This window comes from Pantoea allii, from assembly GCF_002307475.1.
Classification (GTDB): Bacteria; Pseudomonadota; Gammaproteobacteria; order Enterobacterales; family Enterobacteriaceae; genus Pantoea; species Pantoea allii.
This window is the reverse complement of sequence record NZ_NTMH01000036.1, coordinates 172,572-198,134: the sequence shown is the minus strand read 5'-3', so window position 1 is coordinate 198,134 and position 25,563 is coordinate 172,572. Positions and strand designations below refer to the sequence as shown.

The window sequence follows — 25,563 nt, the reverse complement described above, 5'->3', positions numbered from 1 at the left end:
TGACAATGAGTTAAGTATAGCGCTGCACAGCGTGATTTTATTTAGTGCCGTAAGACGCGTATTATGCATGCCAGTTTAGCCTCAGGAGAAGAAGAGATGCCATCTTTCGATATCGTTTCAGAAGTCGACATGCAGGAAGTTCGCAATGCGGTAGAGAATGCTAACCGTGAACTGGCAACGCGTTTCGATTTCCGCAACGTCACCGCCAGTTATGAACTCAATGAAAAAAATGAAACCATTAAAGTCATCAGTGAATCTGACTTTCAGGTTAAGCAACTGGTCGATATTCTGCGCGAAAAAATGCTCAAGCGCGGCATTGAAGGCGCGGCACTGGACGTGCCAGAAGAGATTGAACACAGCGGCAAGAGCTGGAGCCTGGATGCCAAAATGAAAAAAGGCATTGAAGCCGATGTGGCGAAAAAGCTGGTGAAGCTGATCAAAGACAGCAAGCTCAAAGTGCAGACGCAGATTCAGGGGGAATCCCTACGCGTTACCGGTAAGTCACGCGACGATCTGCAGGGCGCGATGGCGCTGGTGCGCGGCGGCAATCTGGGGCAGCCGTTCCAGTTTAAAAACTTCCGCGATTAACCGTATTTATTGCGTGCAGCGCGGCGATACAGCGTGCTGCGCGCAACGCCTAACGCCTGTGCGGTTTTGCTGATATTGCCGTTAAACTGCTGCAGCGTGGCGTTTATCAGCTGATCGTCATGTTGCTGACGCGCAGGTAACGCCGGCGCTTCCTCGTTACGGTACGCTTCCGGCAGGTGCATTATCCCCACGGTTTCCCCATCTTCAGCCAGCGCCAGCAAGACTTTCATCAGGCTACGTAACTGGCGTACGTTGCCCGGCCAGCGGTAACGCGTTAATGTCGTCATGACCTCAGGTGACAGCCCAATCTGGCGCGCATCGCCGCCCAGTTCACCCCAGAGCTGTGTGATAAAGGTCGATAGCGAAGGCCAGTCACGCAGCGGCGGAATGGTTAATGAAAACTCCTGTAAGCGATAAAGAAGATCCTCACGAAATGTGCCCTGGCTGACGCGCTGGGCCAAATCCCGGTGCGTTGCGCTGATCACGGCCAGGTTCACCGGCCAGCTCTGACTGGAACCCAGCGGTGCGACCTCTTTTTCCTGAAGCACCCGCAGGAGCCGGGTTTGCAGCGCCAGCGGCATATCGCCAATTTCATCCAGAAACAGGACGCCGCCATCGGCCTCACGAATTTTGCCGATATAGCCATTTTTGCTGGCCCCGGTAAACGCCCCAGGCTGATAGCCGAACAGCTCGGATTCAATCAGCGATTCTGGAATCGCGGCGCAGTTAATCGCCACAAATTTGCCCGCACGCCAGCGGCTCTGCTGATGCAATGCGCGGCTCACGTACTCTTTCCCGCTGCCGGTTTCCCCGCGAATGCACAATGCCACTCCGGCATTCAACAGGCGCACCATTTTGTCGCCCTCATTTTGCAGGGAGAAAGGAAGCGGTGGCGCAGGACGTGCGGCGACGCTGAAGCGCGTCCGGGTCGGTGCCCGCAGACGATAGTAATAAGGCTGATGGCCGGTTATTACCGGCGTCGGCAGGGCCGTGGCCTGCAGGTTACGCTGGGGAAACAACTGCTCAAAGGTCGTGATGCCAAGCTGCTCGGCGTGCAGACCCAGTTCACGCATCGCCAGGCGGTTTGCGGCAGTCAGTACGTTATCCGAAAACACCAGCAGCAACTCATCCAGGCTATCGAGTTTATGCACATCGGGGTGCAGGCTCATCAGCCACTGCTGCGGATGCAGGCTTTGCTTAACCCACAGGTACTCAATCTGCCGCGCGGCCTGCTTTACCCAGGCAAAGCTGTGATCGTGCGAGAAATGGGCGGGGCCGGAGATATCCAGCACGCCCGCGATGTGTCCGTTGGGCATTTGCAGCGGCATCGCGGCGCAGTAAAGGCCCTGGTTGCGGGTCAGGAAGTGTTGATTACCGTCAACTTCGCATCCATCGTCTATCGCCAGGGCTGTGCCAATGGCGTTCGTGCCCCGGCCACATTCGCTCCAGATGTTACCGGGAGCGAGGGCAAAGCGCTGTGCCTTTTGCATCGCCTGCATATCACCAAACGTATGCAGCACCCGGCCCGCAGCGTCAGACAGAATGACCACCGACTGCATCGGTGCCACCTTCTGTGCCAGCTTGCGCATCACCGGCTGAGAAAACTGTTGCAGGTCGGTATTGCTGGCGACCAGTTCTGTCAGCTCTGTCTGGGGCAGGCGAGGAAAATCATCGGCCGAACGCTCCAGCCCGTAGAGTTGGCTGCGTAACCAGGAATCACTCAGCAGTGGGTTATTGTCGATAGCGGGCAGTGTGGCATCGGAAACCTTGTCCTGCATGAATGACCTCGTGCGTTCGAAAAAGTGTTGCGGAATTGTAGCGTCTTGGTTTTTCCAGTGTTGCGATTTGCAACACAAAGCCAGATGAAACCCCTGATTCTGCGCTTAACGTTGGTTTGCCTGATGAGCAGGTTACTGATTACTCTCTGTTTTAATGCGCTTCCCCGCTTCGCCCCGGAGTTGGCACAGGCCGTGCAAGCGTCAGGTTACAGCGAGCTGTCCGTTAAAAAAACATCATGCCGCTGCCTGTCTACCCTACAGAAGGAGTTTGCAATGCGTTATGCCCATCCCGGTTCACCAGGTGCGTTAGTCACGTTCCAGTCTGCCTACGGCAACTACATTGATGGCAAATTTATTGAGCCACTGAACGGGCAATATTTCATGAATACTTCGCCCGTCAACGGCAGTGATATTGCTCACTTCCCGCGCTCCGATGCACGCGATATTGATTTGGCCCTGGATGCCGCGCATCGTGCTGCAGAAGCCTGGGGGAAAACCTCGGTACAAACCCGATCCAACCTGCTGCTTCAGGTGGCTGACCGCATTGATGCCAACCTGGAAAAGCTGGCCGTGGCGGAAAGCTGGGATAACGGCAAACCGATTCGGGAAACGCTCAATGCCGATCTGCCCCTGGCCGCCGACCATTTTCGCTACTTCGCGGGATGCCTGCGTGCGCAAGAGGGCAGCACCGGTGAGATCGATGAGAAAACCGTGGCCTATCACTTTCATGAGCCGCTGGGCGTAGTGGGACAGATTATCCCCTGGAACTTTCCCTTGCTGATGGCGGCATGGAAGCTGGCCCCTGCGCTGGCTGCCGGTAACTGTGTGGTGCTGAAGCCTGCTGAGCAAACCCCGTTGGGCATTACGCTGTTGATGGAGCTGATCGGCGATCTGTTTCCTGCCGGGGTGCTAAACGTGGTGCAGGGCTTTGGCCGTGAGGCGGGGGAAGCGTTGGCGACCAGTAAGCGTATCGCCAAAATCGCCTTTACCGGTTCAACGCCGGTGGGGCGTCATATTATGGCCTGTGCCGCAGAAAATATTATCCCCTGTACGGTAGAGTTGGGAGGGAAATCCCCCAACATCTACTTTGCCGACATTATGAACGGCGAGCCAGATTTTATTGAGAAGGCAGTAGAAGGGCTTGTGCTAGGCTTTTTTAATCAGGGCGAAGTCTGTACCTGTCCTTCCCGCGCGCTCATTCATGAGTCTGTGTATGCGCCTTTCATGGAGCGGGTGATGGCTAAAGTGGCGACGATTCGGCGCGGCGATCCGCTCGACACCGACACCATGATTGGCGCGCAGGCTTCGCGTCAGCAGTTCGATAAAATTTTGTCGTATATCGAGATTGCCCGCAACGAAGGGGGCGAGATCCTGACCGGGGGTGAGCGGGCCTTGATATCGTCCGAACTGGATAACGGTTTCTATATTCAGCCTACGCTGATTAAAGGCAGCAACAACATGCGCTGCTTTCAGGAGGAAATTTTTGGCCCGGTTATCGGTGTGACTACCTTTAAAGATGAGTCAGAAGCCTTGCGCATCGCCAATGAAACGCAGTTTGGTTTAGGCGCGGGCGTCTGGACGCGGGACAGCAATTTAGCCTACCGTATGGGGCGCGCCATTAAAGCCGGGCGTGTCTGGACCAACTGTTACCACATTTATCCGGCCCACGCCGCCTTTGGCGGTTACAAGCAATCCGGTGTTGGCCGTGAAACCCATAAAATGGCGCTCAGCCAGTATCAGCAAACGAAAAATTTGCTGGTCAGCTATGACACGGCACCGCTGGGGCTGTTTTAAGTCCGTAACCTATCTGGAGCGTAAATCATGACGATGAAAATCAACACGATGATGAAAGCCGCGGTCGTGAAGGCCTTTGGTGAGCCGTTAGTCATTGAGCAGGTCCCCGTGCCACAGCCGGGCGCAGGACAGATTCTGGTGAAAATCGCGGCGACGGGCGTGTGTCACACCGATCTGCATGCGGCAGAGGGCGACTGGCCGGTGAAGCCCGTTCCTCCCTTTATCCCGGGACATGAGGGCGTCGGGCAGGTGGTCGCGGTGGGCGATAACGTACATCATCTGAAGGTGGGCGATCGGGTCGGCGTGCCTTGGCTCTACTCCGCCTGCGGTCACTGCGAGCACTGTCTCGATAACTGGGAAACGCTGTGCCATAGCCAGCAAAATACCGGCTATTCGGTGAACGGCAGTTTTGCCGAATACTGCGTGGCGGACGCCAACTATGTCGGCATCATCCCCGAAAACCTCGCATTCAACGAGGTGGCACCGGTGCTCTGTGCGGGCGTGACGGTCTATAAAGGTTTAAAAATGACCGACACCAAACCCGGTGACTGGGTGGTGATTTCCGGCATCGGTGGGTTAGGGCACATGGCTATACAGTATGCCGTCGCGATGGGGCTGAACGTGGCGGCTGTCGATATCGATGACGATAAGCTGGCCTTTGCCCAACGCCTTGGTGCCAGCGTGGTGGCGAATGCCAGAAACGTCGATCCGGCCAAGGTGTTTCATGAGCACTTTGGCGGCGCGCACGGCGTGCTGGTCACGGCGGTGTCGCCTAAAGCCTTTGAGCAGGCGATCGGCACGTTACGTCGTGGGGGCACCATGGTGTTAAATGGCTTGCCGCCTGGCAAATTCGATCTGTCTATTTTCGATATGGTGCTGGACGGCATTACGGTGCGCGGTTCTATCGTCGGAACGCGTAAGGATTTACAGGAGGCGCTGGATTTTGCCAGCCGTCATAAAGTGAAAGCCAGCGTGGCGATTGAACCGCTCAGCAATATTAACGATATCTTTGCCCGGATGCATGCAGGCAAGATTGAAGGCCGTATTGTGGTGGATATGTCATTGTAAACCCGAGGCAGGATGCGATGACTACCTGATGAAAAAAGGTGCCAGCGTTAAACGCGGCACCTTAATGCATCTGGGCTGTTACCGCGTATCTGACGGCAACTGAGGTAATCTTCCCCTGCCAACACAGACAGTGCAGCCCGTTTTAACAACTGCCGATGAGCGCTTCCAGTTCAGGACGACTGGTGACTTTACTGTCTATCTTGATGTAAGCGCTTTTCTCTTCCGGCACAATCAGCACCGATGAGACGCCAGGCTGTGCTTTCAACCGTTTTTCCAGATTAGGCACAGCCAGTGCGGCATCGCTCAACACCAGACGCAGGCTGCTGACATAAGGCGGTTCCTGCATTGTCATACTGACAAACAGCCAGGCTGCGGCCACGATCGCCCCCACCATAAATACGGTTTGCGCATCGAAATGGCCAAACAGCCAACCGCCCAGGCTACCGCCGATGGCAACGCCTAAAAACTGGCTGGTGGAATAAAGCCCCATTGCGGTGCCTTTATAACCGGCAGGTGACTCCTTGCTGACCAGCGAAGGCAGAATCGCCTCCATCAGGTTAAACGCCAGGAAGAACAGCTGCACGCCGACGACCAGCGTCCAGAAATGCCCCTGCGCGCCCCATAAGACAATTTCTGCGATAACCATCATGCCGACGCAGCCGACAAAAACCCGCTTCATGCGGCGTTTAACTTCTGCATAAATGATAAAGGGCACGACGCCCGCAAACGCAATCAGCATGGTGGTCAGATACACTTTCCAGTGTTCCGACGGCGGTAATCCAGCCTGTTCAAACTGGTCGGGCAGGGCGATAAAGCTCGACATCAGCAGAATGTGCAAAAAGAAAATGCCCAGGTTCAGTTTGACCAGCCTTGGGTTGGCCAGCACTTTGCTAAAGCTGCCGCGCACCATGCCCGACTCACGATTAAGCACGTGATGAGAGGAGGAGGGCACGATCCATAACGTAATCGCAATCCCCATTGTCGCAAGGAGCGCGATCATCCAAAACAAGGCATGTAAGCCCAGCTTGTGGGTCACTATTGGACCTAAGACCATCGCAATGGCAAAGGTGACGCCAAAGCTGATGCCGATAAACGCCATCGCTTTGGTGCGGTTCTGTTCGCGCGTCAAATCAGACAGGAGTGCCATGACGGCGGCGGCAATCGCCCCGGAACCCTGCAGTGCACGTCCCAGTATGATGCCCCAAATGGACGCCGTGCTGGCAGCAATCACACTGCCGAGTACAAACAGCAGCAGGCCGCCCACAATCAGGGGCTTACGCCCAATGCGATCGGACAGCAGGCCAAAGGGGATCTGGAAAATCGCCTGTGCCAGGCCGTAGATGCCAATGGCCAGGCCAATTAAGGTTTCACTCGCGCCCTGGAGTGCCATGCCATAGGTGGTCAATACCGGCAGGACCATAAACATTCCCAGCATACGCAGGGAAAAGACCGTGCCGAGGCCCCACGTGGCGCGCAGCTCCACCGGAGTCATTTTGTTATCGTTCATTCCAACCTCTGTTGTTGTGCTGCGTTTATTCTAGGGAGGGAGAGCGGGCGGGTAAAACAATAGTTCTTAAGCAGTGGTAACAAAAAGAAAGGGCGCGAAAATCGCGCCCGTTTCATGCTGTTTTAGTACACATTAGCGCACGTAGGTCAGCAGGTCTTTCGAGGCTGGCGTCATAAAATCAACCGACATCATGACGCTCAGGGCCGTAATCGCCACAATCGAGAAGACGAACAGCTTACGTGCCCAAACCCGATCGTTTGAGGTTTTATAGCCTGACAGTGCCATTCCCAGCCACCACACGCTAACAGCAGACGCGACGACCAGATATTTGTAGCCCGCGTAGCCGCCCAGCGTCAGCATCAGCGTGGCAATCATAAACGCCAGGATATAGAGCGTAATGTGATTTTTTGCCACGGAAATGCCTTTCACCACCGGTAACACCGGGATGTTGGCAGCCTGGTAATCTTTAAAGCGGAAGATGGCAATCGCATAGGAGTGCGGCATCTGCCACAGGCTAAAGATAGCCAGCAGGATTAAAGCACCGGCATCAAACTCATTGGTCACTGCACAGTAGCCAATGACCGGCGGCGCAGCGCCGGACAGGCTACCAATCAGCGTACCGTAGACGGAGTGACGCTTCATATACAGGCTGTAAATGCCAACGTATACCACGAAGCCCATCACCGCCAGCCACATGGCCAGCGGGTTAGCACCGAAATACAGCAGTGCAAAGCCAGCAATACCCAACACAGTGGCGTAAACCAGGCTAACTTTCGCGGAGATAAGGCCTTTTACCAGCACCCGATTCCTGGTTCTCTCCATCTTGATATCAATGTCACGGTCGATCACGTTGTTGAAAACACAACCTGATGCAACAACCAGCGACACGCCAACCAGTGAGGTGAGAAACAGGGCGTAATCAATGCTGCCCTTAGAGGCCAGCAAAAATCCGCCGATCACAGAAATTAAATTCCCGAAAATAATTCCTGGCTTTGTAACTTGCAGGTATTGCTTAAACATTACACAGACTCTTTAGTGGGGCATCATGTTGTAGTTGAGGTTCCACATGATCCACAGTGAGCCAACGACAACAATCAGAATAATGATTGCTGAGAAGACAATGGCCACCATGTTCCAGCCACCTTCAGATTTGCTGTCCAGATGCAGGAAGTAAACCAGGTGAACCAGCACCTGAACTACTGCACAGACCAGCACAACACCGAGGATGGTTCCATGAGAAGCGCTACCATCCATTACCATCCAGAACGGGATTCCCGTCAGGATGATAGAGAGGATGAAGCCGATCATGTAAGACTTCACGCTACCGTGTGATGCACCATGTTCGTTAACAGAATGACTCATTACATGGCTCCCATCAGATAAACTACGGTAAACACGCAAATCCAAACCACGTCCAGGAAGTGCCAGAACAGGCTCAGACACATGATACGGGTACGGTTAGTGGCGTTCAGACCGCGTTTCGCGATCTGGAACATCAGCACGGCCATCCAGATTAAACCAGAGGTTACGTGCAGACCGTGAGTACCGACCAGCGTAAAGAAGCCAGACAGGAAACCACTGCGATCAGGACCAAAGCCTTCAACAATCAGGTGATGGAACTCATAGATTTCCATCCCGATGAAGCCAGCACCAAACAGGAAGGTCAACGCCAGCCAGCCGATAACGGTGCCTTTGTTTTCCTTGTTCATGGCGATAACCGCCATGCCGTAGGTGATGGAGCTTAATAACAGCAGGGCGGTTTCAACCAGCACGAACGGCAGTTCAAAGATATCTTTGCCTGCCGGACCACCGGCGGTGCTGTTAACCATAACTGCATAGGTCGCAAACAGCGTTGCGAAGATAATGCAGTCACTCATCAGGTAGATCCAGAAGCCAAAGACTTTATTGGCTCCTGCATCGTGATGCCCATGCTCCGCATGGGCGTCGTGGTGGTGTTTTACGGTTTCAGTTGACATTATTTCAGACCTGCTTTGCTGATTTCGTCAAAGTGCTGCTTTTCAATCTTCTCTACTTCGGCAACCGGAACGTAGTAATCCACGTCTTCGTCGAAGCTCTTCACAATCCAGGTTACGATCATGCCGAGGAAAGAAAGACCTGCCAGCCACCAGATATGCCAGATCATCGCAAAACCGAAGATGGTCGCAAACGCGGCAATAACAATCGCAGCACCGCTGTTTTTCGGCATATGAATTTCTTCATAATGAGCCGGTTGCTTGTACGCTTCGCCTTTCTCTTTCATTTCCCAGAAAGCGTCACGCTCATGCACATGCGGGATAACAGCAAAGTTATAGAACGGCGGTGGTGAAGAGGTTGCCCACTCCAGCGTACGCGCGCCCCATGGGTCACCGGTCAGATCGCGGTTCTGGTCGCGGTCACGCACAGAAACGTAGAACATAATGATCTGGCAAAGGATACCGCATGCAATCAGTGCCGCACCGCCTGCCGCTACCACCAACAGAGGGTGGAACTGCGGGTCGATGTCCTGGCTCAGACGACGTGTCATCCCCATAAAGCCCAGAACGTACAGCGGCATAAAGGCGACGAAGAAGCCGATAATCCAGAACCAGAATGCACGCTTGCCCCAGGTTTCGTTCAGCGTAAAGCCGAACGCTTTCGGGAACCAGTAAGTCACGCCTGCCATACAACCGAATACCACACCACCAATAATCACGTTATGGAAGTGAGCAATCAGGAACAGACTGTTGTGCAGCACGAAGTCCGCACCTGGCACCGCCAGCAGAACACCGGTCATACCACCGACAGAGAAGGTGACCAGGAAGCCTACGGTCCACAACATCGCAGAGTGCATCTGAATGCGGCCCTGGTACATGGTGAACAGCCAGTTAAAGATTTTAACCCCGGTAGGAATGGCGATAATCATCGTCATAATACCGAAGAAGGCGTTTACGTTCGCACCCGCACCCATGGTGAAGAAGTGGTGCAGCCAAACGATGAACGACAACACGGTGATGGCGATAGTTGCCCATACCAGTGAGGTGTAACCAAACAGACGTTTTTTCGAGAAGGTCGCAGTGACTTCAGAGAAGACACCAAAGACCGGCAGAACAAGTATGTACACCTCTGGATGACCCCAAACCCAGATCAGGTTGACGTACATCATCATGTTACCGCCCATATCATTGGTAAAGAAATGGAAGCCGAGGTAACGATCAAGTGTCAACAGTGCCAGCGTTACGGTCAGAACCGGGAACGCAGCGATGATCAGGACGTTGGTGCACAGGGAAGCCCAGGTAAATACCGGCATTTTGAACAGGTCCATGCCCGGTGCACGCATCTTCAGAATGGTCACGAAGAAGTTAATACCGGTCAGCGTGGTACCAATACCGGAGAGCTGGAGACTCCAGATCCAGTAGTCTACCCCCACGCCAGGACTGTATTCTGCCCCCGACAGCGGTGGATAGGCCAGCCAGCCAGTTTGTGCGAATTCACCGACACCCAGAGACAGGTTAACCAGGATTACACCAATCGCGGTAAACCAGAAGCTCAGGTTGTTCAGGAACGGGAAGGCAACGTCACGCGCACCAATTTGCAAAGGTACGGCAATGTTCATCAGGCCCACGACGAACGGCATCGCCACGAAGAAGATCATGATCACGCCGTGCGCGGTGAAGATCTGGTCGTAGTGATGCGGCGGCAGTATGCCTGCTTCCCCGGCCGAAGCCAGAACCTGCTGGGTACGCATCATTACCGCATCGGCAAAGCCGCGCAGCAGCATGACGAACGCCATGATGATGTACATGATACCCAGTTTTTTGTGGTCGATGGAGGTGAACCATTCTGACCACAGATATTTCCACTTACCGAAATAAGTGATGGCAGCGACAAGCGCCAGACCTGCGATGATGATACCGGCAACCGTGACCATGACAATCGGCTCATGGAACGGTACCGCATCCAGTGTTAATTTTCCGAACATCGTATTATTCCTCGGCTCCCGCGGTAGCGGTGTGACTCATGTCCATGCCTTTATGCTCAGGCATGTCCATCTTCCCGTGGCTATGCATGAACTTGTTGATGACCTGCAAGAACAGTTCAGGATTAGCAGAAGAGAAATATTCCACCGGGTGATTTTCGCTTGGTACGGCTACTTTCTCGAAATCATCCATCGTTGTCAGCGTGTTAGGTGCCGCTTTAACTTTAGCAACCCACTGCTGGAACTCCGCGTCGTCTTTGGTGGCAATGGCTTTAAACTTCATACCAGAGAAACCGCGACCACTGAAGTTGGCGGAAATACCGTCGAAAGTTCCTGGCTCGTTGGCAATCAGATGCAGTTTAGTCTGCATGCCTGCCATCGCGTAGATCTGGCTACCGAGCGTAGGAATAAAGAAGGAGTTCATAACGGAATTAGAGGTGATTTTGAAGTTAACCGGTGTGTTTGCCGGGAAGGCAATCTGGTTAACTGTCGCAATACCTTGTTCTGGATAAATGAACAGCCATTTCCAGTCCAGGGCAATCACATCAATCTCAACCGGTTTCACGTCTGACGCCAGCGGTTTGCTCGGCTCCAGGGCGTGGGTTGATTTCCAGGTCAGCACACCAAGGAAAACGATGATCAGGATCGGAATGGTCCAGACCACGGCTTCCACTTTGTTAGAGTGTGACCAGTTAGGGCTGTATTTGGCATTAGTGTTCGACGCCCGATATTTCCAGGCAAACACCACGGCCATCAAGACTGCAGGTATCACGACGATCATCATCAGACCAAAAGCGGTCAGTATCAGCGAACGTTGCTCCAGCGCAATCTGTCCTTTGGGATTTAACAATGCATTATCGCAGCCACTCATTAATAAAGTGCCTGCGATTAATGACAAAATCCCCAAACTTTTATTGTATTTACTGAGTCTCATTTAACGACCTCAATGACAAAGGGCTCTATTGTCGTTTAAGTGTGCGCGCATTTTACGGGAAGGTTTATGCAGTGTAAACCAGCTTAAGGATGTGTCAGAACCATGTTGACACCTTTTGCTAAGGGTGTCACAGATGTTGTTCTCGGTGACAAATTATTAACGTGGACAAGCAGTTGGCGGCAATATAACAAAAAGAGATGGATATAGGGTTAAACAAAAGTGGTAATGGTATAACCCTGACTTTAATCACCCAATTATTTAACAATATTGCATCATTTATTCGATTAATTTTAACCTAATTAATTGCGCACCGGTTTTAAATATTCTGATCGAAAGCACCCACTGACCGAAATATTTTTTTGTAAATTGACACGCAAAGACAAATTAGGCGCGCTTAACCGACTGTGCGAAATTTAACCAAAATCCCACCCTGTTAGCGAATGCCGGGAAGATCCCCACGCTGATGCAGCGAGCGATAATCCAGCACCACGCCGCAGAGTACACCACAGAGTGCCAACGTCATGCCGGCTTCAAACAGCGGGACCAGTGCTGTCGACAGACGGGGTAAGCCCGCTGCATTCAGCGCCAGTGCCAGCAGCCATAAAGCCAGCAACCCGCAGCCGCTGGCGAACAGCCGGTTTGTCCAGCGGTAGCCCGCTGTGAAACGGGTACGCGGCAAAAACTGCCCGGTTGTTTGTGTGAAATCCAGCGTGCCACGGCAAAATGCTAACAGCACCAGACCCGGTAAGCCAGCCAGTACCGTAAACGCATAGAAAATCGGCCAGCCCCACAGTTCAACTAAGAAACCCGCCGCAGGGCCAACGTAAACCCGGCCTACCGCCGACAGGGCCGACAGCAGCGCGAACTGCGTTGCCGAAAAGGACTTGTTGCACAGCGTCATCAGCAGCGCGACAAACGCAGCCGTGCCCATACCGCCACACAAGTTTTCGATAAATACTGCGCCTGCCATGCTCCACAGATGCTTGTCGGTGACTGCCAGCAGCCAGTAGCCAAAATTGGATACCGCCTGTAGCAGGCCAAAAATCATCAGCGCGCGAAACAGGCTCAGGCGCTGCATCAGCACGCCGCCATACAGCGCCCCGATGATAGTCGCCAGCAGGCCGAGCGTCTTATTAACCAACCCGACATCGCCCGGATTAAAGCCCACGCCGCGAATCAAAAAAGTGGTAGTGAGCGAGGCGGCAAACGCATCGCCGAGCTTGTAAAGGATGATCAGCGTTATCAGCAGCCAGGCATTATTACGGTTAAAAAAGTCCCGTAGGGGATCGACCACCGCCTGACGAAGCGACTGAGGCGCGGACTGTCGGTTATCCGGCTCGTTAGCGATAAAGGTTGCGACGATGCAGGGAACCAGCAACAGCGCCATCAGCCAGTAAGTTGCCCGCCAGCCCAGATAGCGATCGGCCAGCCACAGGGCGAGTCCACCCGATATCAACATGGCCAGTCGGTAGCCTAACACCGTGATAGCCGCGCCGCTTCCGCGTTGCTCAGGTGGCAAAACGTCCGTCTTCCAGGCGTCAAACACAATATCCTGAGACGCGGAACAGAACGCAATCAACACCGCCAGTGCCGCCATCAGGGTCAAATCCCGGCTGGGCTGCATAAATCCCATCGCGATGATGCTGGCGACCAGCGCTAGCTGAGTGATCAATAACCACCCTTTACGACGGCCCAGAAACGGCGGTGTGTAGCGATCCATCATCGGTGACCAGAGAAACTTAAACACGTAAGCCTGGCCCACGAGAGAAAAGAAACCGATGGTTTTCAGATCAATATTATCAACGGTCATCCACGCCTGTAAGGTCCCGCTCGTTAATGCCAGGGGCAAACCTGACGCGAATCCCAGAAGGAGCAACACAGCGGCATTTTTTTGACGGAAGACGCGGAAATAGTGATTCATACTGACCTTGAAAAGCGCCCGGCATCATGCCGGGCGAGGGGCAAAATTAGTGAGAGTTTTGTTTAATAAATTCGTTGACGCTGGTGTCCTGCGCCATATCGGCAATCACATCGCTCAGCGTTGAGTTCACCGCATTGGTGATTTTCTGGTTACTGGCGCTGAAGGCACCTTCTACGCTGTAGGTCTGACGGTAGTTTTTAATCTGCTTGTTGCCGTTTTTCGCGGTGGCAACAATAGAGATATCTGCCTTGGTCGTAATGCTGTAACGCACGTCACCCTGGGTCACGTCGGCATACAGATTATTAACAATGATTTGCAGATCGACTGCGCCATTGGGGCCGACCATATAGCCGCGTGCCGTCATCTGTTTTTCCAGCACTTCCTGCAGTAAGAAGCGCAGGTCGCGGGACGGTGTGAGGCTGACCAGTTGCCCGTCGCGGTTCACTTTTGCCAGCGCCTGATCGCGGCGTTGGTCAGCACCGTTGATACTTACGGTGACGCCCATCAGGCTGGGATCGCGTTGCGGCAGCTGAATTTTAGGTTGAATCGTCAGTGTGTTGTTGCTGGAAGCACAGCCGGCCAGGATGAAGGCAGCCAGCAGTGGGAATAACAGTTTTTTCAACATACGCTTTCTCGTTAATGTAATGGGTTGGTGTGCAAAAACTGCGGCCATCATAGCAAAGCGGTGCAGTGAATAAAGCCCCCAGCGCGAGGTAAAGTCGCGGCAACGGTGTTTCGTCCGCGTTGTGTTGCGTAAAACGGCGACCGATAAGGCGCGCGCGCAGAAACCGCGGGAATGATAATATTCTGCCCGCCATCGCGTAGTGTGGCAGAAAACCGACTAATATTTAAACAGATGGGGCACCGCGCTCGCCATTGAGGGTAAAACCATGATTCGAGAACAGATAGAAGAAAAGCTGCGGCTGGCTTTTGCGCCGGCTCATCTGGAGGTCCACGATGAAAGCTACCGACACAATGTGCCTGCGGGTTCGGAAAGCCACTTTAAAGTTGTGATCGTCAGTGACAGTTTTACCGGCCAGCGTTTCCTGGCGCGTCATCGGGCGATTTACAGCGAACTCAGTGCAGAACTGGCGGGAAGCGTTCATGCCTTAGCGCTGCATACGTACACGCTTAAAGAGTGGGAAGGATTGCAGGATACTGTCCTGGCATCACCCAACTGCCGCGGTGCCGGAACGCTAGCCTGAGTGCGCCATTTTTAAACGGCCTGCGGGCCGTTTTTGGCGTTTAATTGTGGCTAAACGCGATCTGCGGCTCAAAAAAGCAGCAAACTCCCTAAAAAGTGGTGACTTAGCATCCTCGACTCATCTCAGCGATGCCGCTATAATGCTGCGTCTATTTTTCCGGAATGTCTTCGGGACGCTTCTGGTAACAGGGATCAGGTTCTCTTCACGGAAGCCGTCCCGGTTGTTAGATACGGCGCATTAACCAATGTGTGGTGTCTGAAGTTGACCGAGCACGTGATTTTTTGAGGTAACAAGATGCAAGTTTCTGTAGAAACCACTCAGGGCCTGGGCCGTCGCATTACGATTACTGTCGCTTCTGACAGCATCGAAAGCGCTGTTAAAAAAGAACTGGTGGATGTGGCGAAGAAAGTCCGTATCGATGGTTTCCGTAAAGGCAAAGTGCCAATGAACATCGTGGCACAGCGCTACGGTGCGTCTGTGCGCCAGGACGTGCTGGGCGATCTGATGACGCGTAACTTTGTTGACGCCATCATCAAAGAGAAAATCAATCCGGCTGGCGCACCTAACTACGTGCCAGGCGAATACACTGAAGGTCAGGACTTTACCTATGCGGTAGAATTCGAAGTGTATCCAGAAGTTGAGCTGAAAGGCCTGGAAAACATCGAAGTCGAGAAGCCACAGGTTCAGGTTACTGACGCTGACGTTGATACCATGCTGGAAACCCTGCGTAAGCAGCAGGCTAACTGGATTGAAACCGACGCCGCTGCGGGCGCAGAAGACCGCGCGACTGTCGATTTTACCGGTTCAGTTGACGGCGAAGAGTTTGAAGGCGGTAAAGCCTCAGATTTCGTTCTGGCAATGGGCCAGGGCCGCATGATCCCAGGTTTTGAAGAAGGTGTTGTGGGTCATAAAGCAGGTGAAACCTTCACTATCGATGTGAAATTCCCTGATGACTACCATGCTGAAAACCTGAAAGGGAAAGACGCTAAGTTCGAAATCGTGTTGAAGAAAGTTGAAACGCGCGAACTGCCAGAACTGACTGAAGACTTCATCAAACGTTTCGGCGTAGAAGATGGCTCAGTTGACGGTCTGCGTGCCGAAGTGCGTAAAAACATGGAACGCGAGCTGAAAGGCGCTATTCGTAACCGCGTGAAAACGCAGGCTATCGATGGTCTGGTTGACGCTAACCCAATCGACGTGCCTTCTGCACTGATCGACAGCGAAGTCGACGTTCTGCGTCGTCAGGCTGCACAGCGCTTCGGTGGTGATGAGAAGCAGGCGCTGGAACTGCCACGTGAACTGTTCGAAGAGCAGGCGAAACGTCGCGTTGTTGTCGGCCTGCTGCTGGGCGAAGTGATTCGCACCCACGAGCTGAAAGCTGACGAAGATCGCGTGAAAGTGCTGATCGAAGAGATGGCTTCTGCGTATGAAGATCCGCAGGAAGTGATCGAGTTCTACAGCAAAAATAACGAGCTGATGAACAACATGCGCAATGTCGCGCTGGAAGAGCAGGCTGTTGAAGCCGTGCTGGCAAAAGCCAAAGTTTCTGAGAAAGAAACTAACTTCCAGGAACTGATGAATCAGACCGCTCAGGCCTAATCGTCCGTTTAACCGGTTGTGCTGAAGCCCGCGCCTGAAAAGTCGCGGGCTTTTTTCTGTATCAGGCTCGCTGTCTGCCGGTTTGCCGCTATTTGGTTAATTTTTGGGCAAATTGTTCACGCATCGCTTTTTCCGGGTTAGCGATTGATGAAAAGGTTGTTATGCTTGAAACAACTGAGCAGCATCCCAAGATACAGGGAGTATGCAAAAAACAGTTCGGCTGACTGATTAACCGTCCTTGAGTTGTCGGTAAGAGGCAGAGCATAGTTTTTGACGCTCGTCTTACGTAAAATCGGTACAGAATGTTGCCAATGAAATTTATCCAGGAGACGGTAATGTCATACAGTGGCGATCGTGAGTTTACTGCACCGCACAATGCGTTGGTGCCAATGGTGGTCGAGCAAACCTCGCGCGGCGAGCGTTCATACGACATCTATTCCCGTCTGCTTAAAGAGCGCGTAATCTTCCTTACCGGTCAGGTAGAAGATCACATGGCGAACCTGATTGTGGCCCAGATGCTGTTTCTGGAAGCAGAGAATCCGGAAAAAGATATTTACCTTTATATCAACTCGCCGGGTGGCGTGATTACGGCAGGGATGTCAATTTATGACACCATGAAGTTTATCAAGCCGGACGTCAGTACAATTTGTATGGGCCAGGCCTGTTCAATGGGGGCTTTCCTGTTGACGGCCGGGACTAAGGGCAAGCGTTTCTGTCTGCCAAACTCACGCGTAATGATTCACCAACCGCTGGGTGGCTATCAGGGACAGGCGAGTGACATTGAAATCCATGCGCGCGAAATCCTGAAAGTGAAGCAGCGTATGAATGAACTCATGGCGGAGCACACCGGCAAGTCACTGGAAGAAATTGAGCGTGATACCGAGCGTGACCGTTTCCTCTCCGCCAGCGAAGCGGTAGAGTATGGATTGGTCGATTCAATCCTGACCCATCGCCAATAAGCCCTAACTTCGCCTTGTCTCTGGTCTATAGTTAACAGGACAGGGTTATAATGGGTTGAATGAACATCGGCCGTGTACCCACGGCCAGTGCTGTACCCCTGGTACGGCCTGAGAACAAGAAGAGGTTAACTGATGACAGATAAGCGCAAAGACGGTTCAGGAAAGTTGCTGTACTGCTCTTTTTGCGGCAAAAGCCAGCATGAAGTGCGTAAGCTGATTGCCGGGCCGTCAGTGTATATCTGCGATGAGTGCGTTGATCTGTGTAACGACATTATTCGCGAAGAGATTAAAGAGGTTGCCCCGCATCGCGAACGTAGTGCACTGCCTACGCCGCATGAGATTCGCCATCACCTCGACGATTACGTTATTGGTCAGGAAAGGGCCAAGAAAGTCCTGGCCGTGGCGGTGTATAACCACTACAAACGTCTGCGCAACGGGGATACCAGCAACGGAATCGAACTGGGCAAAAGTAATATCCTGCTCATCGGTCCTACAGGTAGCGGTAAAACGCTGCTGGCTGAAACCCTTGCCCGTTTACTGGATGTGCCTTTCACCATGGCGGATGCCACCACGTTAACCGAAGCCGGTTATGTGGGTGAAGACGTTGAAAACATCATCCAGAAACTGCTGCAAAAATGTGACTACGATGTGCAGAAAGCACAGCGTGGTATTGTCTACATCGATGAAATCGACAAAATTTCACGTAAGTCAGACAATCCTTCTATCACCCGTGATGTGTCGGGCGAAGGGGTACAGCAGGCGTTACTGAAGCTGATTGAAGGGACAGTGGCTGCGGTTCCTCCGCAGGGCGGCCGTAAACATCCGCAGCAGGAGTTTTTGCAGGTCGATACCTCAAAGATTCTGTTTATCTGTGGCGGTGCGTTTGCCGGGCTGGACAAGGTGATTTCCCAGCGCGTTGAAACCGGTTCGGGCATCGGATTTGGTGCAACGGTAAAAGGCAAATCGCAAAAAGCAACGGAAGGCGAGCTGCTGGCGCAGTGTGAGCCGGAAGATTTGATCAAATTTGGTCTGATCCCCGAGTTCATTGGTCGTCTGCCCGTCGTCGCAACGCTCAATGAACTGAGTGAAGAGGCGCTGATTCAGATCCTGCGTGAGCCAAAAAATGCACTGACCAAGCAGTATCAGGCGCTGTTTAACCTGGAAGGCGTGGATCTGGAATTCCGTGATGAAGCCCTGACGGCGATTGCGAAAAAGGCGATGTCACGTAAAACCGGTGCGCGTGGTCTGCGTTCGATAGTGGAAGGTGCGCTACTGGAAACGATGTACGATCTGCCCTCTATGGACGACGTCGAGAAAGTGGTGATTGATGAGTCAGTTATTGAAGGTCAGTCCGAACCTATGCTGATTTATGGCAAGCATGAAGCTCAGGCTTCTGGCGAATAAATAAACAAATCGTCCACATTGTGCCATCTAAAAAGGGGAAAATCTTTCCCCTTTTGCATTTCTCACCGTTGTGACATTGAATGTCTGACAATCATCCCCATATACTCAGACACCTGTGGGTTTGACCGCATACCTGCCTGATGCGGTACCCATCACCTGGCGGACACTAAACTAAGAGAGAGCTCTATGAATCCTGAGCGTTCTGAACGCATTGAAATCCCCGTCTTGCCTTTGCGCGACGTGGTAGTTTATCCGCACATGGTAATTCCGTTGTTTGTTGGCCGGGAAAAATCAATTCGGTGCCTCGAAGCCGCAATGGATCATGATAAAAAGATCATGCTGGTCGCACAGAAAGAGGCTTCAACGGATGAACCTGGCATAAACGATCTTTTTTCAGTGGGTACAATTGCCTCCGTCCTGCAGATGTTAAAACTGCCAGACGGTACGGTGAAAGTGCTGGTTGAAGGCTTGCAGCGTGCCAACATCACTACGCTTGCTGACAACGGCGACCACTTTGTGGCCCAGGCTGAATATCTGGTCTCACCAGAGATCGAAGAGCGCGAGCAGGAAGTGCTGGTGCGCACGGCGATCAATCAGTTTGAAGGCTATATCAAACTGAATAAAAAGATCCCACCTGAGGTCTTAACCTCACTGAATAATATTGACGATGCGGCACGCCTGGCGGATACCGTTGCGGCGCATATGCCATTGAAACTCGCAGATAAACAGTCAGTGCTGGAGATGTCAGACGTGAACGAACGTCTGGAATATCTGATGGCGATGATGGAATCTGAAATCGATCTGCTGCAGGTTGAAAAACGCATTCGCAACCGCGTTAAAAAGCAGATGGAAAAGAGCCAGCGTGAGTACTATCTGAATGAGCAGATGAAGGCCATTCAGAAAGAGTTGGGCGAGATGGATGATACGCCTGATGAGTACGAAGCATTAAAACGCAAAATCGATGCGGCCAAAATGCCGCAGGAAGCGCGTGAAAAAGCGGAAGCTGAACTGCAGAAGCTGAAAATGATGTCACCGATGTCTGCGGAAGCGACGGTGGTGCGTGGCTATATCGACTGGATGGTGCAGGTTCCATGGAACGCGCGCAGCAAAGTGAAGAAAGATCTGCGCAAGGCTCAGGAAACCCTGGACATTGACCACTACGGTCTGGAACGCGTTAAAGACCGCATCCTTGAATATCTTGCGGTGCAAAGTCGCGTCAGCAAAATCAAAGGACCTATCCTTTGTCTGGTGGGACCGCCGGGCGTCGGTAAAACCTCGCTGGGTCAGTCCATTGCGAAAGCCACCGGGCGTAAGTACGTTCGTATGGCATTGGGTGGCGTCCGTGACGAAGCGGAAATCCGTGGTCATCGCCGTACCTATATCGGTTCAATGCCGGGCAAGTTGATTCAGAAAATGGCGAAAGTGGGTGTGAAAAACCCTCTGTTCCTGTTAGATGAAATTGACAAAATGTCATCAGACATGCGCGGCGATCCGGCATCAGCCCTGCTGGAAGTGCTGGACCCAGAGCAGAACATTGCGTTTAACGATCACTATCTGGAAGTGGATTACGATCTCTCCGATGTGATGTTTGTGGCGACCTCTAACTCCATGAACATCCCGGCACCGCTGCTGGATCGTATGGAAGTGATCCGTCTGTCGGGTTATACCGAAGATGAGAAGCTCAACATTGCGAAACAGCATTTGCTGCCTAAGCAGATTGAGCGCAACGCATTGAAAGCGTCAGAGATCAGCGTCGATGACAGCGCGATCGTCGGTATCATTCGTTACTATACGCGTGAAGCCGGTGTGCGTAGCCTGGAACGTGAACTGTCCAAGTTGTGCCGTAAAGCAGTGAAAACGCTGCTGATGGATAAAACCAAAAAGCACATCACCATTAATGGTGAAAACCTGAAGGATTTCCTTGGGGTTCAGCGCTTTGACTATGGCCGCGCCGACAGCGAAAACCGTGTTGGTCAGGTTACCGGTCTGGCCTGGACGGAAGTTGGCGGTGATTTGCTGACTATCGAAACCGCCTGTGTGCCTGGTAAAGGGAAACTGACCTATACCGGATCGCTGGGTGAAGTGATGCAGGAATCCATTCAGGCAGCCTTGACCGTGGTACGCGCACGTGCAGAAAAACTGGGTATCAACGGCGATTTCTATGAAAAACGTGATATCCATGTGCACGTACCGGAAGGGGCAACGCCAAAAGATGGTCCAAGTGCCGGTATTGCGATGTGTACTGCACTGGTATCCTGTCTGACCGGTAACCCGGTGCGCTCTGATGTGGCGATGACAGGTGAGATCACCTTACGCGGTCAGGTGTTACCTATCGGCGGGCTGAAAGAGAAGCTGCTGGCAGCACACCGTGGTGGCATCAAAGTGGTTCTGATCCCGGACGAGAACAAACGCGATCTGGAAGAAATTCCACAGAACGTGATTGCCGATCTGGAAATCCATCCGGTCAAGCGCATTGAAGAAGTGCTGAATCTGGCACTGGAAAATGCGCCTTACGGCATGCAGGTTGCTACCGCAAAATAGTGATTAATGGCATAAACCGTTAAAAAGCAGAGCTGGCAACACCAATTGGTGCTTGCCAGCTTTTTTTTGTGCCGTTAATTTAGGTTGCTGCTGGACTGACGTTATAAGAGGATTACCGTTGTTTCAGCTAATAAGGCTTGATATAACTTGCTGCGCGTTCGTACCCGACAGGAAGCGTGGGTACGATGTGAAATAATAAAGAGGGGATGAATAGAGTGAATAAGTCACAACTGATCGATAAAATTGCTGCCGATGCCGACATTTCTAAAGCAGCAGCAGGACGTGTGTTAGATGCATTTATGGGCTCTGTTTCTGATGCGCTGAAAGGCGGAGATGAAGTGGCGCTGGTGGGTTTCGGCACTTTCTCAGTACGTGAGCGCGCAGCGCGCACAGGCCGTAATCCGCAAACCGGTAAAGAGATTACTATCCCGGCAGGTAAAGTACCGGGTTTCCGTGCAGGTAAAGCACTGAAAGACGCTGTCAACTAATGACAACGCCACCACTCATTAACACATTTTCTTGAGTGGATTAGAGGACGGTTAACGCGTTCTCATGTAACATACGGGCACATCGATGAGATGTGCCTTTTTTATATCCAGAGAGGCAGTAAAGGTCGCGAGGCTTGTCTCAACAGGATTATTGCTGCCAGCCAGATTTGCAGCTGAGTAATGCGCCGGGAAGATGGCGTTATTGCGACAGGGCTTTACATTCACACTACAGCGGAGTGTTGTCATACCATGATGGACAATTTACGCGCGGCGTCGAACCATGTCGTGCTCAAGATTATTTTGGGGTTGATCATTCTCTCCTTTGTGCTGACCGGCGTTGGCAACTATCTGATTGGCGGCAACAATGATTATGCGGCCAAAGTTAACGGTCAGGAGATCAGCCGGGCGCAGTTAGATCGGGCATTTAACAGCGAACGGAACCGTCAGCAGCAGATGCTGGGCGATCAGTTTTCACAACTGGCAGGTAACGACGGTTACATGCAGCAGATGCGCCAGCAGGCACTGTCTCAGCTGATCGATCAGGCTTTACTGGACACCTACATTAAAGATCTGCACATCGCTATCAGTGACGATCAGGTCAAGCAGGCTATTTTCAATCAGGCCGCTTTCCAGACCAACGGTAAGTTTGATAACGCCAAATATAACGCGATGATTACCGATATGGGTTTCAACGCTGACCAGTACGCGGAAGCGCTGCGTAAACAACTGGCCACCCAGCAGTTGATTAACGCCATCGCGAACACCGACTTTATGCTTAAAAATGAAACCAGCAAGCTGGTGGATTTGGTGGCACAGAAGCGTGATATTCAGACCGCGACGATCGACGTGAATGCGCTGGCGGCAAAGCAAACCGTCAACGATGACGAAACCAGCCAGTACTATCAGCAGCATAAAAACAGCTTTATGGCCCCTGAGCAGTTCCGGGTCAGCTATATCAAACTGGATGCCGCCGGTATGCAGGAAAATGCCAGCGATGCGGATATTCAGGCCTGGTATGATAAAAATAAAGCGGACTACACGCAGCCACAGCGCGATCGTTACAGCGTGATTCAGACCAAAACGGAAGCCGATGCCAATGCGATTTTGGCTCAGCTGAAGAGCGGTGCTGATTTTGCCGGGCTGGCGAAGACCAAATCCATCGACCCGATTTCTGCCCGTAAAGGTGGAGACATGGGTTGGCTGGAGCCGTCAACCACGCCGGATGAGCTGAAAAATGCAGGGCTGAAAGAGAAAGGCCAGCTGTCAGGTGTGATTAAGTCTTCCGTTGGCTTCCTGATTGTGCGCCTTGACGATATCAAGCCTGAGCAAATCAAGCCGCTGGCTGATGTGCGCAGCGAAGTGGCGGATAAAGTTAAGCAGGAAAAAGCGCTGGACGCTTTCTATAAACTGCAGCAGAAGGTGAGCGAAGCAGCCAGCAATGACAATGAGTCGCTGGCCGGTGCTGAGCAGGCGTCAGGCATTAAAGCCACAGAAACAGGCTGGTTTAACCGTGATGACGTGCCAAAAGATCTCGACTTCGACGCGGTGAAGCAGGCTATTTTTAACGGCGGCCTTGTTGGTCAAAATGGCGCGCCGGGGAATAACTCTGACATCATCAGTGTCGATGGCGATCGCGCTTTTGTGTTGCGTATCAGCGAGCATAAACCTGAAGCGGTAGAGCCGCTGGAAAAGGTTAAAGCACAGATTGTCGATACGTTGAAACACGATAAAGCGACGCAGCAGGCAAAAGCCCAGGCAGATAAACTGTTAGCCGACCTGAAAGCCGGAAAACAGGATGTGCTAAAAGCCGCAGGCCTGACGCTGAGCGCCAGCAAAACGGTTGATCGTAATTCTCAGGACCCGGTGGCGCAGGCGGCGTTTAATCTGCCACAGCCTGCGGACAACAAACCGTCCTGGGGCGTAAGCGAAGATATGCAGGGCAATGTGGTACTGGTGGCGGTTAATAAAGTCAGCACCGGTAGCATGCCTCAGGCTCAGATTGATGAAATGGTCAAAGGTGTCACGCAGAACAATGCGCAACTTGCCTTTGAAGCATTGCTGCAAAATCTGCGCAAAGAGGCCAAAATTAAATACGGCGCTGCTGCCCAGATGCAGTGATCCTCGCAAAATTCAGGTAATCACTGAAACGACTAAAGGCCGCTTATGCGGCCTTTTCCATTTCTGTCGTTTGCGCTTTGAGTCCATTTTACCGACATGACAACCTGAGCCTGCTGTTTAACACAAGGAGAAACACAGCATGGCTAAAACTAACTTACAGGCCTTTTATCTTTCCCTCGCCCTGTGTGGCGCACTGTATCAAATGCCACTGTCAGCGGCAGAAACCCCAAGTGAAACGCAGGCCGCTCAGGTTTCCCTGCCGCATCAGGAGCAGGTCAGTATCAACGACGCGACGGCAGAACAGCTCTCGTCGGTGATGAACGGTGTGGGTCTGAAAAAGGCGCAGTCCATCGTCAGCTATCGTGAAGAATACGGCCCGTTCACGGCCATCGATCAACTTAAAGATGTGCCCGGCTTTGGTAATGCTCTGGTCGAGAGAAATGCGTCGCGTCTGAAATTGTGAGGTAAGGCGCAACTCTGATGCTTAACCTGCTGGCCTGGCTGTACTCTGCTAAAGTGAACAGGTCCAACCAGTTAATCTTTAGCAGCAGGAGAACAGGAATGCAGACCACGATAAAAGTGCGCGGTTATCATCTGGATGTCTATCAGCATGTTAATAATGCTCGTTATCTGGAGTTTTTAGAAGAAGCGCGCTGGCAATGGCTGGAGGAAGCAGACGCTTTTAACTGGCTGCTTGAGCAAAAACTGGCCTTTGTGGTGGTTAACATCAACATCAACTATCGTCGCCCGGCGGTGCTGGGCGATGTCCTGGAGATCAGCAGCGAGATGACGCAGCTCAATGGAAAAAGCGGCATTATGTCTCAACGTATTCTTTTAGCCGGTGGGGATACGGTGGTTGCGGATGCGGCACTGACTTTCGTGTGTATCGATCTTCGTTCACAAAAAGCCGTGCCGCTTGAAGGCGAAGTGCGGCAGCGGCTGGAAAAATTAATAACCTGACTGACAGGATCAACGCGGCGGCAATCGTTAGCCGCCGCTCACGTCTTTACTGTAAACCGGTTTTTGCTTTCATGGCTGACATGATGCCGGGACTATCCTGCAGATAAGCCTTCAGACCTTTTGCGCGCAGATGACAGGCGGCACATTCGCCACAGCCGTCACCTTTCACGCCGTTATAGCAGGTGAGCGTCTCTTCACGGATTAGCGTGAGCTGCTGCCAGTAATCGGCCAGCGCCCAGGTTTCGGCCTTATCGAGCCACATCAGCGGGGTTTCAAAGCGGATATCGCGCGCCATGCCAAGCGTGACGGCGTGGTTAAGCGCTTTAACAAACTCATCGCGACAGTCGGGATAACCGGAGAAGTCCGTTTCGCAAACGCCGGTGATCACCGCCTCAGCCTCAACCTGATAAGCGTAAACGGAGGCCAGAGTCAGGAACAGAATATTGCGGCCCGGCACAAATGTGCTTGGCAGGCCCGTTGCCTGCGGGTCATAAGCAGGAACCGGGATGTTGTCTCGCGTCAGGCTACTGACGGCCAGCTCATTCAGCATGGTCACATCCAGCACTTTATGCGCCCGGGCGCCCAGTTTTAACGCAAGCTCACGCGCTACCTCAATCTCTTCACGGTGACGTTGACCATAATCGAAGGTCACGCAGTGTACTTCATCGTAAAGCTGTAAAGCCTGAACCAGGCAGGTGGTGGAGTCTTGTCCACCGCTAAATACCACAACGGCGCGTTTCATGG

The 25,563-nt window shown here is 52.6% G+C and carries 22 protein-coding genes; 12 read left to right on the top strand and 10 right to left on the bottom strand.

Features of this window, described 5'->3' with window-relative positions; all coding sequences use genetic code 11:
* The first annotated feature begins 96 nt into the window (after positions 1-96).
* Positions 97-588, top strand: a complete 492-nt coding sequence (locus CMR03_RS15970; protein ID WP_063878638.1) for a YajQ family cyclic di-GMP-binding protein — start codon at positions 97-99, stop codon at positions 586-588.
* On the opposite strand, the gene CMR03_RS15965 is transcribed toward CMR03_RS15970, so the two are convergent.
* A complete protein-coding gene (locus CMR03_RS15965; RefSeq protein ID WP_063878639.1) occupies positions 585-2,366 on the bottom strand; it encodes a sigma-54-dependent Fis family transcriptional regulator in 1,782 nt (593 codons plus the stop codon). The genes CMR03_RS15970 and CMR03_RS15965 overlap by 4 nt on opposite strands.
* Positions 2,367-2,639: 273 nt before the next feature.
* Here CMR03_RS15965 and exaC point away from each other — a divergent pair, with 273 nt between their 5' ends.
* Positions 2,640-4,160 (top strand): acetaldehyde dehydrogenase ExaC, encoded by a 1,521-nt coding sequence (exaC, locus tag CMR03_RS15960; RefSeq protein WP_063881116.1) that lies wholly within the window; start codon positions 2,640-2,642, stop codon positions 4,158-4,160.
* Positions 4,161-4,187: 27 nt separating this feature from the next.
* A complete protein-coding gene (gene adhP, locus CMR03_RS15955) occupies positions 4,188-5,228 on the top strand; it encodes an alcohol dehydrogenase AdhP (protein WP_063878640.1) in 1,041 nt (346 codons plus the stop codon).
* A gap of 142 nt (positions 5,229-5,370) precedes the next feature.
* Here adhP and CMR03_RS15950 read toward each other — a convergent pair whose 3' ends face one another.
* The 8 genes from CMR03_RS15950 to CMR03_RS15915 all read right to left on the bottom strand — a co-directional run bounded on the left by CMR03_RS15950 (position 5,371) and on the right by CMR03_RS15915 (position 14,170).
* Complete coding sequence (locus CMR03_RS15950) at positions 5,371-6,735, bottom strand: MFS transporter (protein ID WP_063878641.1); 1,365 nt, start codon at positions 6,733-6,735, stop codon at positions 5,371-5,373.
* A gap of 132 nt (positions 6,736-6,867) precedes the next feature.
* The gene (gene cyoE, locus CMR03_RS15945; RefSeq protein WP_096011998.1) at positions 6,868-7,755 is read right to left on the bottom strand and encodes a heme o synthase; all 888 of its coding nucleotides are present in this window, start codon (positions 7,753-7,755) and stop codon (positions 6,868-6,870) included.
* Between the two features lie 12 nt (positions 7,756-7,767).
* Positions 7,768-8,097 carry a cytochrome o ubiquinol oxidase subunit IV gene (locus CMR03_RS15940; RefSeq protein WP_013024878.1) on the bottom strand — a complete coding sequence of 110 codons (330 nt, stop codon included), beginning with the start codon at positions 8,095-8,097 and terminating at the stop codon, positions 7,768-7,770.
* Complete coding sequence (locus CMR03_RS15935; RefSeq protein ID WP_063878643.1) at positions 8,097-8,711, bottom strand: cytochrome o ubiquinol oxidase subunit III; 615 nt, start codon at positions 8,709-8,711, stop codon at positions 8,097-8,099. The genes CMR03_RS15940 and CMR03_RS15935 overlap by 1 nt, the downstream gene beginning before the upstream one ends.
* The gene (cyoB, locus tag CMR03_RS15930; protein ID WP_063878644.1) at positions 8,711-10,693 is read right to left on the bottom strand and encodes a cytochrome o ubiquinol oxidase subunit I; all 1,983 of its coding nucleotides are present in this window, start codon (positions 10,691-10,693) and stop codon (positions 8,711-8,713) included. The genes CMR03_RS15935 and cyoB overlap by 1 nt, the downstream gene beginning before the upstream one ends.
* 4 nt (positions 10,694-10,697) lie before the next feature.
* Complete coding sequence (gene cyoA, locus CMR03_RS15925) at positions 10,698-11,624, bottom strand: cytochrome o ubiquinol oxidase subunit II (RefSeq protein WP_063878645.1); 927 nt, start codon at positions 11,622-11,624, stop codon at positions 10,698-10,700.
* Positions 11,625-12,057: 433 nt separating this feature from the next.
* Entirely contained in the window at positions 12,058-13,545 is a 1,488-nt protein-coding gene (gene ampG / locus CMR03_RS15920) for a muropeptide MFS transporter AmpG (protein WP_096011997.1), read from the bottom strand.
* 46 nt (positions 13,546-13,591) lie between these two features.
* Entirely contained in the window at positions 13,592-14,170 is a 579-nt protein-coding gene (locus tag CMR03_RS15915) for a lipoprotein (protein WP_063878647.1), read from the bottom strand.
* Positions 14,171-14,435: 265 nt separating this feature from the next.
* Here CMR03_RS15915 and bolA point away from each other — a divergent pair, with 265 nt between their 5' ends.
* The 9 genes from bolA to CMR03_RS15870 all read left to right on the top strand — a co-directional run bounded on the left by bolA (position 14,436) and on the right by CMR03_RS15870 (position 24,819).
* The gene (gene bolA / locus CMR03_RS15910) at positions 14,436-14,750 is read left to right on the top strand and encodes a transcriptional regulator BolA (protein WP_063878648.1); all 315 of its coding nucleotides are present in this window, start codon (positions 14,436-14,438) and stop codon (positions 14,748-14,750) included.
* Positions 14,751-15,044: 294 nt separating this feature from the next.
* Positions 15,045-16,349: a trigger factor gene (gene tig, locus CMR03_RS15905; protein WP_063878649.1), complete on the top strand. Its 1,305-nt coding sequence runs from the start codon at positions 15,045-15,047 to the stop codon at positions 16,347-16,349.
* 335 nt (positions 16,350-16,684) lie between these two features.
* A complete protein-coding gene (clpP, locus tag CMR03_RS15900) occupies positions 16,685-17,308 on the top strand; it encodes an ATP-dependent Clp endopeptidase proteolytic subunit ClpP (RefSeq protein WP_096011996.1) in 624 nt (207 codons plus the stop codon).
* A 132-nt stretch (positions 17,309-17,440) separates the two neighbouring features.
* Positions 17,441-18,712: an ATP-dependent protease ATP-binding subunit ClpX gene (gene clpX, locus CMR03_RS15895; RefSeq protein ID WP_063878651.1), complete on the top strand. Its 1,272-nt coding sequence runs from the start codon at positions 17,441-17,443 to the stop codon at positions 18,710-18,712.
* A 186-nt stretch (positions 18,713-18,898) separates the two neighbouring features.
* Positions 18,899-21,253: an endopeptidase La gene (gene lon, locus CMR03_RS15890; RefSeq protein ID WP_063878652.1), complete on the top strand. Its 2,355-nt coding sequence runs from the start codon at positions 18,899-18,901 to the stop codon at positions 21,251-21,253.
* Between the two features lie 215 nt (positions 21,254-21,468).
* Complete coding sequence (gene hupB / locus CMR03_RS15885; protein WP_014606441.1) at positions 21,469-21,741, top strand: nucleoid-associated protein HU-beta; 273 nt, start codon at positions 21,469-21,471, stop codon at positions 21,739-21,741.
* A gap of 249 nt (positions 21,742-21,990) precedes the next feature.
* A complete protein-coding gene (gene ppiD / locus CMR03_RS15880) occupies positions 21,991-23,859 on the top strand; it encodes a peptidylprolyl isomerase (protein ID WP_096011995.1) in 1,869 nt (622 codons plus the stop codon).
* Between the two features lie 139 nt (positions 23,860-23,998).
* Entirely contained in the window at positions 23,999-24,322 is a 324-nt protein-coding gene (locus CMR03_RS15875) for a helix-hairpin-helix domain-containing protein (protein ID WP_063878654.1), read from the top strand.
* Between the two features lie 98 nt (positions 24,323-24,420).
* Positions 24,421-24,819, top strand: a complete 399-nt coding sequence (locus CMR03_RS15870; RefSeq protein ID WP_063878655.1) for an acyl-CoA thioesterase — start codon at positions 24,421-24,423, stop codon at positions 24,817-24,819.
* Positions 24,820-24,865: 46 nt separating this feature from the next.
* Here the strand turns inward: CMR03_RS15870 and queC are convergent, their stop codons facing one another.
* Positions 24,866-25,561 carry a 7-cyano-7-deazaguanine synthase QueC gene (gene queC / locus CMR03_RS15865; protein ID WP_063878656.1) on the bottom strand — a complete coding sequence of 232 codons (696 nt, stop codon included), beginning with the start codon at positions 25,559-25,561 and terminating at the stop codon, positions 24,866-24,868.
* Positions 25,562-25,563 lie beyond the last annotated feature (2 nt).

Excerpts from the sequence above, each read along its gene's own strand:
- CMR03_RS15970 (WP_063878638.1), top strand. The coding sequence starts at position 97 with ATGCCATCTTTCGATATCGTTTCAGAAGTCGACATGCAGGAAGTTCGC.
- CMR03_RS15965 (WP_063878639.1), bottom strand. The coding sequence starts at position 2,366 with ATGCAGGACAAGGTTTCCGATGCCACACTGCCCGCTATCGACAATAAC.
- exaC (WP_063881116.1), top strand. The coding sequence starts at position 2,640 with ATGCGTTATGCCCATCCCGGTTCACCAGGTGCGTTAGTCACGTTCCAG.
- adhP (WP_063878640.1), top strand. The coding sequence starts at position 4,188 with ATGACGATGAAAATCAACACGATGATGAAAGCCGCGGTCGTGAAGGCC.
- CMR03_RS15950 (WP_063878641.1), bottom strand. The coding sequence starts at position 6,735 with ATGAACGATAACAAAATGACTCCGGTGGAGCTGCGCGCCACGTGGGGC.
- cyoE (WP_096011998.1), bottom strand. The coding sequence starts at position 7,755 with ATGTTTAAGCAATACCTGCAAGTTACAAAGCCAGGAATTATTTTCGGG.
- CMR03_RS15940 (WP_013024878.1), bottom strand. The coding sequence starts at position 8,097 with ATGAGTCATTCTGTTAACGAACATGGTGCATCACACGGTAGCGTGAAG.
- CMR03_RS15935 (WP_063878643.1), bottom strand. The coding sequence starts at position 8,711 with ATGTCAACTGAAACCGTAAAACACCACCACGACGCCCATGCGGAGCAT.
- cyoB (WP_063878644.1), bottom strand. The coding sequence starts at position 10,693 with ATGTTCGGAAAATTAACACTGGATGCGGTACCGTTCCATGAGCCGATT.
- cyoA (WP_063878645.1), bottom strand. The coding sequence starts at position 11,624 with ATGAGACTCAGTAAATACAATAAAAGTTTGGGGATTTTGTCATTAATC.
- ampG (WP_096011997.1), bottom strand. The coding sequence starts at position 13,545 with ATGAATCACTATTTCCGCGTCTTCCGTCAAAAAAATGCCGCTGTGTTG.
- CMR03_RS15915 (WP_063878647.1), bottom strand. The coding sequence starts at position 14,170 with ATGTTGAAAAAACTGTTATTCCCACTGCTGGCTGCCTTCATCCTGGCC.
- bolA (WP_063878648.1), top strand. The coding sequence starts at position 14,436 with ATGATTCGAGAACAGATAGAAGAAAAGCTGCGGCTGGCTTTTGCGCCG.
- tig (WP_063878649.1), top strand. The coding sequence starts at position 15,045 with ATGCAAGTTTCTGTAGAAACCACTCAGGGCCTGGGCCGTCGCATTACG.
- clpP (WP_096011996.1), top strand. The coding sequence starts at position 16,685 with ATGTCATACAGTGGCGATCGTGAGTTTACTGCACCGCACAATGCGTTG.
- clpX (WP_063878651.1), top strand. The coding sequence starts at position 17,441 with ATGACAGATAAGCGCAAAGACGGTTCAGGAAAGTTGCTGTACTGCTCT.
- lon (WP_063878652.1), top strand. The coding sequence starts at position 18,899 with ATGAATCCTGAGCGTTCTGAACGCATTGAAATCCCCGTCTTGCCTTTG.
- ppiD (WP_096011995.1), top strand. The coding sequence starts at position 21,991 with ATGATGGACAATTTACGCGCGGCGTCGAACCATGTCGTGCTCAAGATT.
- CMR03_RS15875 (WP_063878654.1), top strand. The coding sequence starts at position 23,999 with ATGGCTAAAACTAACTTACAGGCCTTTTATCTTTCCCTCGCCCTGTGT.
- CMR03_RS15870 (WP_063878655.1), top strand. The coding sequence starts at position 24,421 with ATGCAGACCACGATAAAAGTGCGCGGTTATCATCTGGATGTCTATCAG.
- queC (WP_063878656.1), bottom strand. The coding sequence starts at position 25,561 with ATGAAACGCGCCGTTGTGGTATTTAGCGGTGGACAAGACTCCACCACC.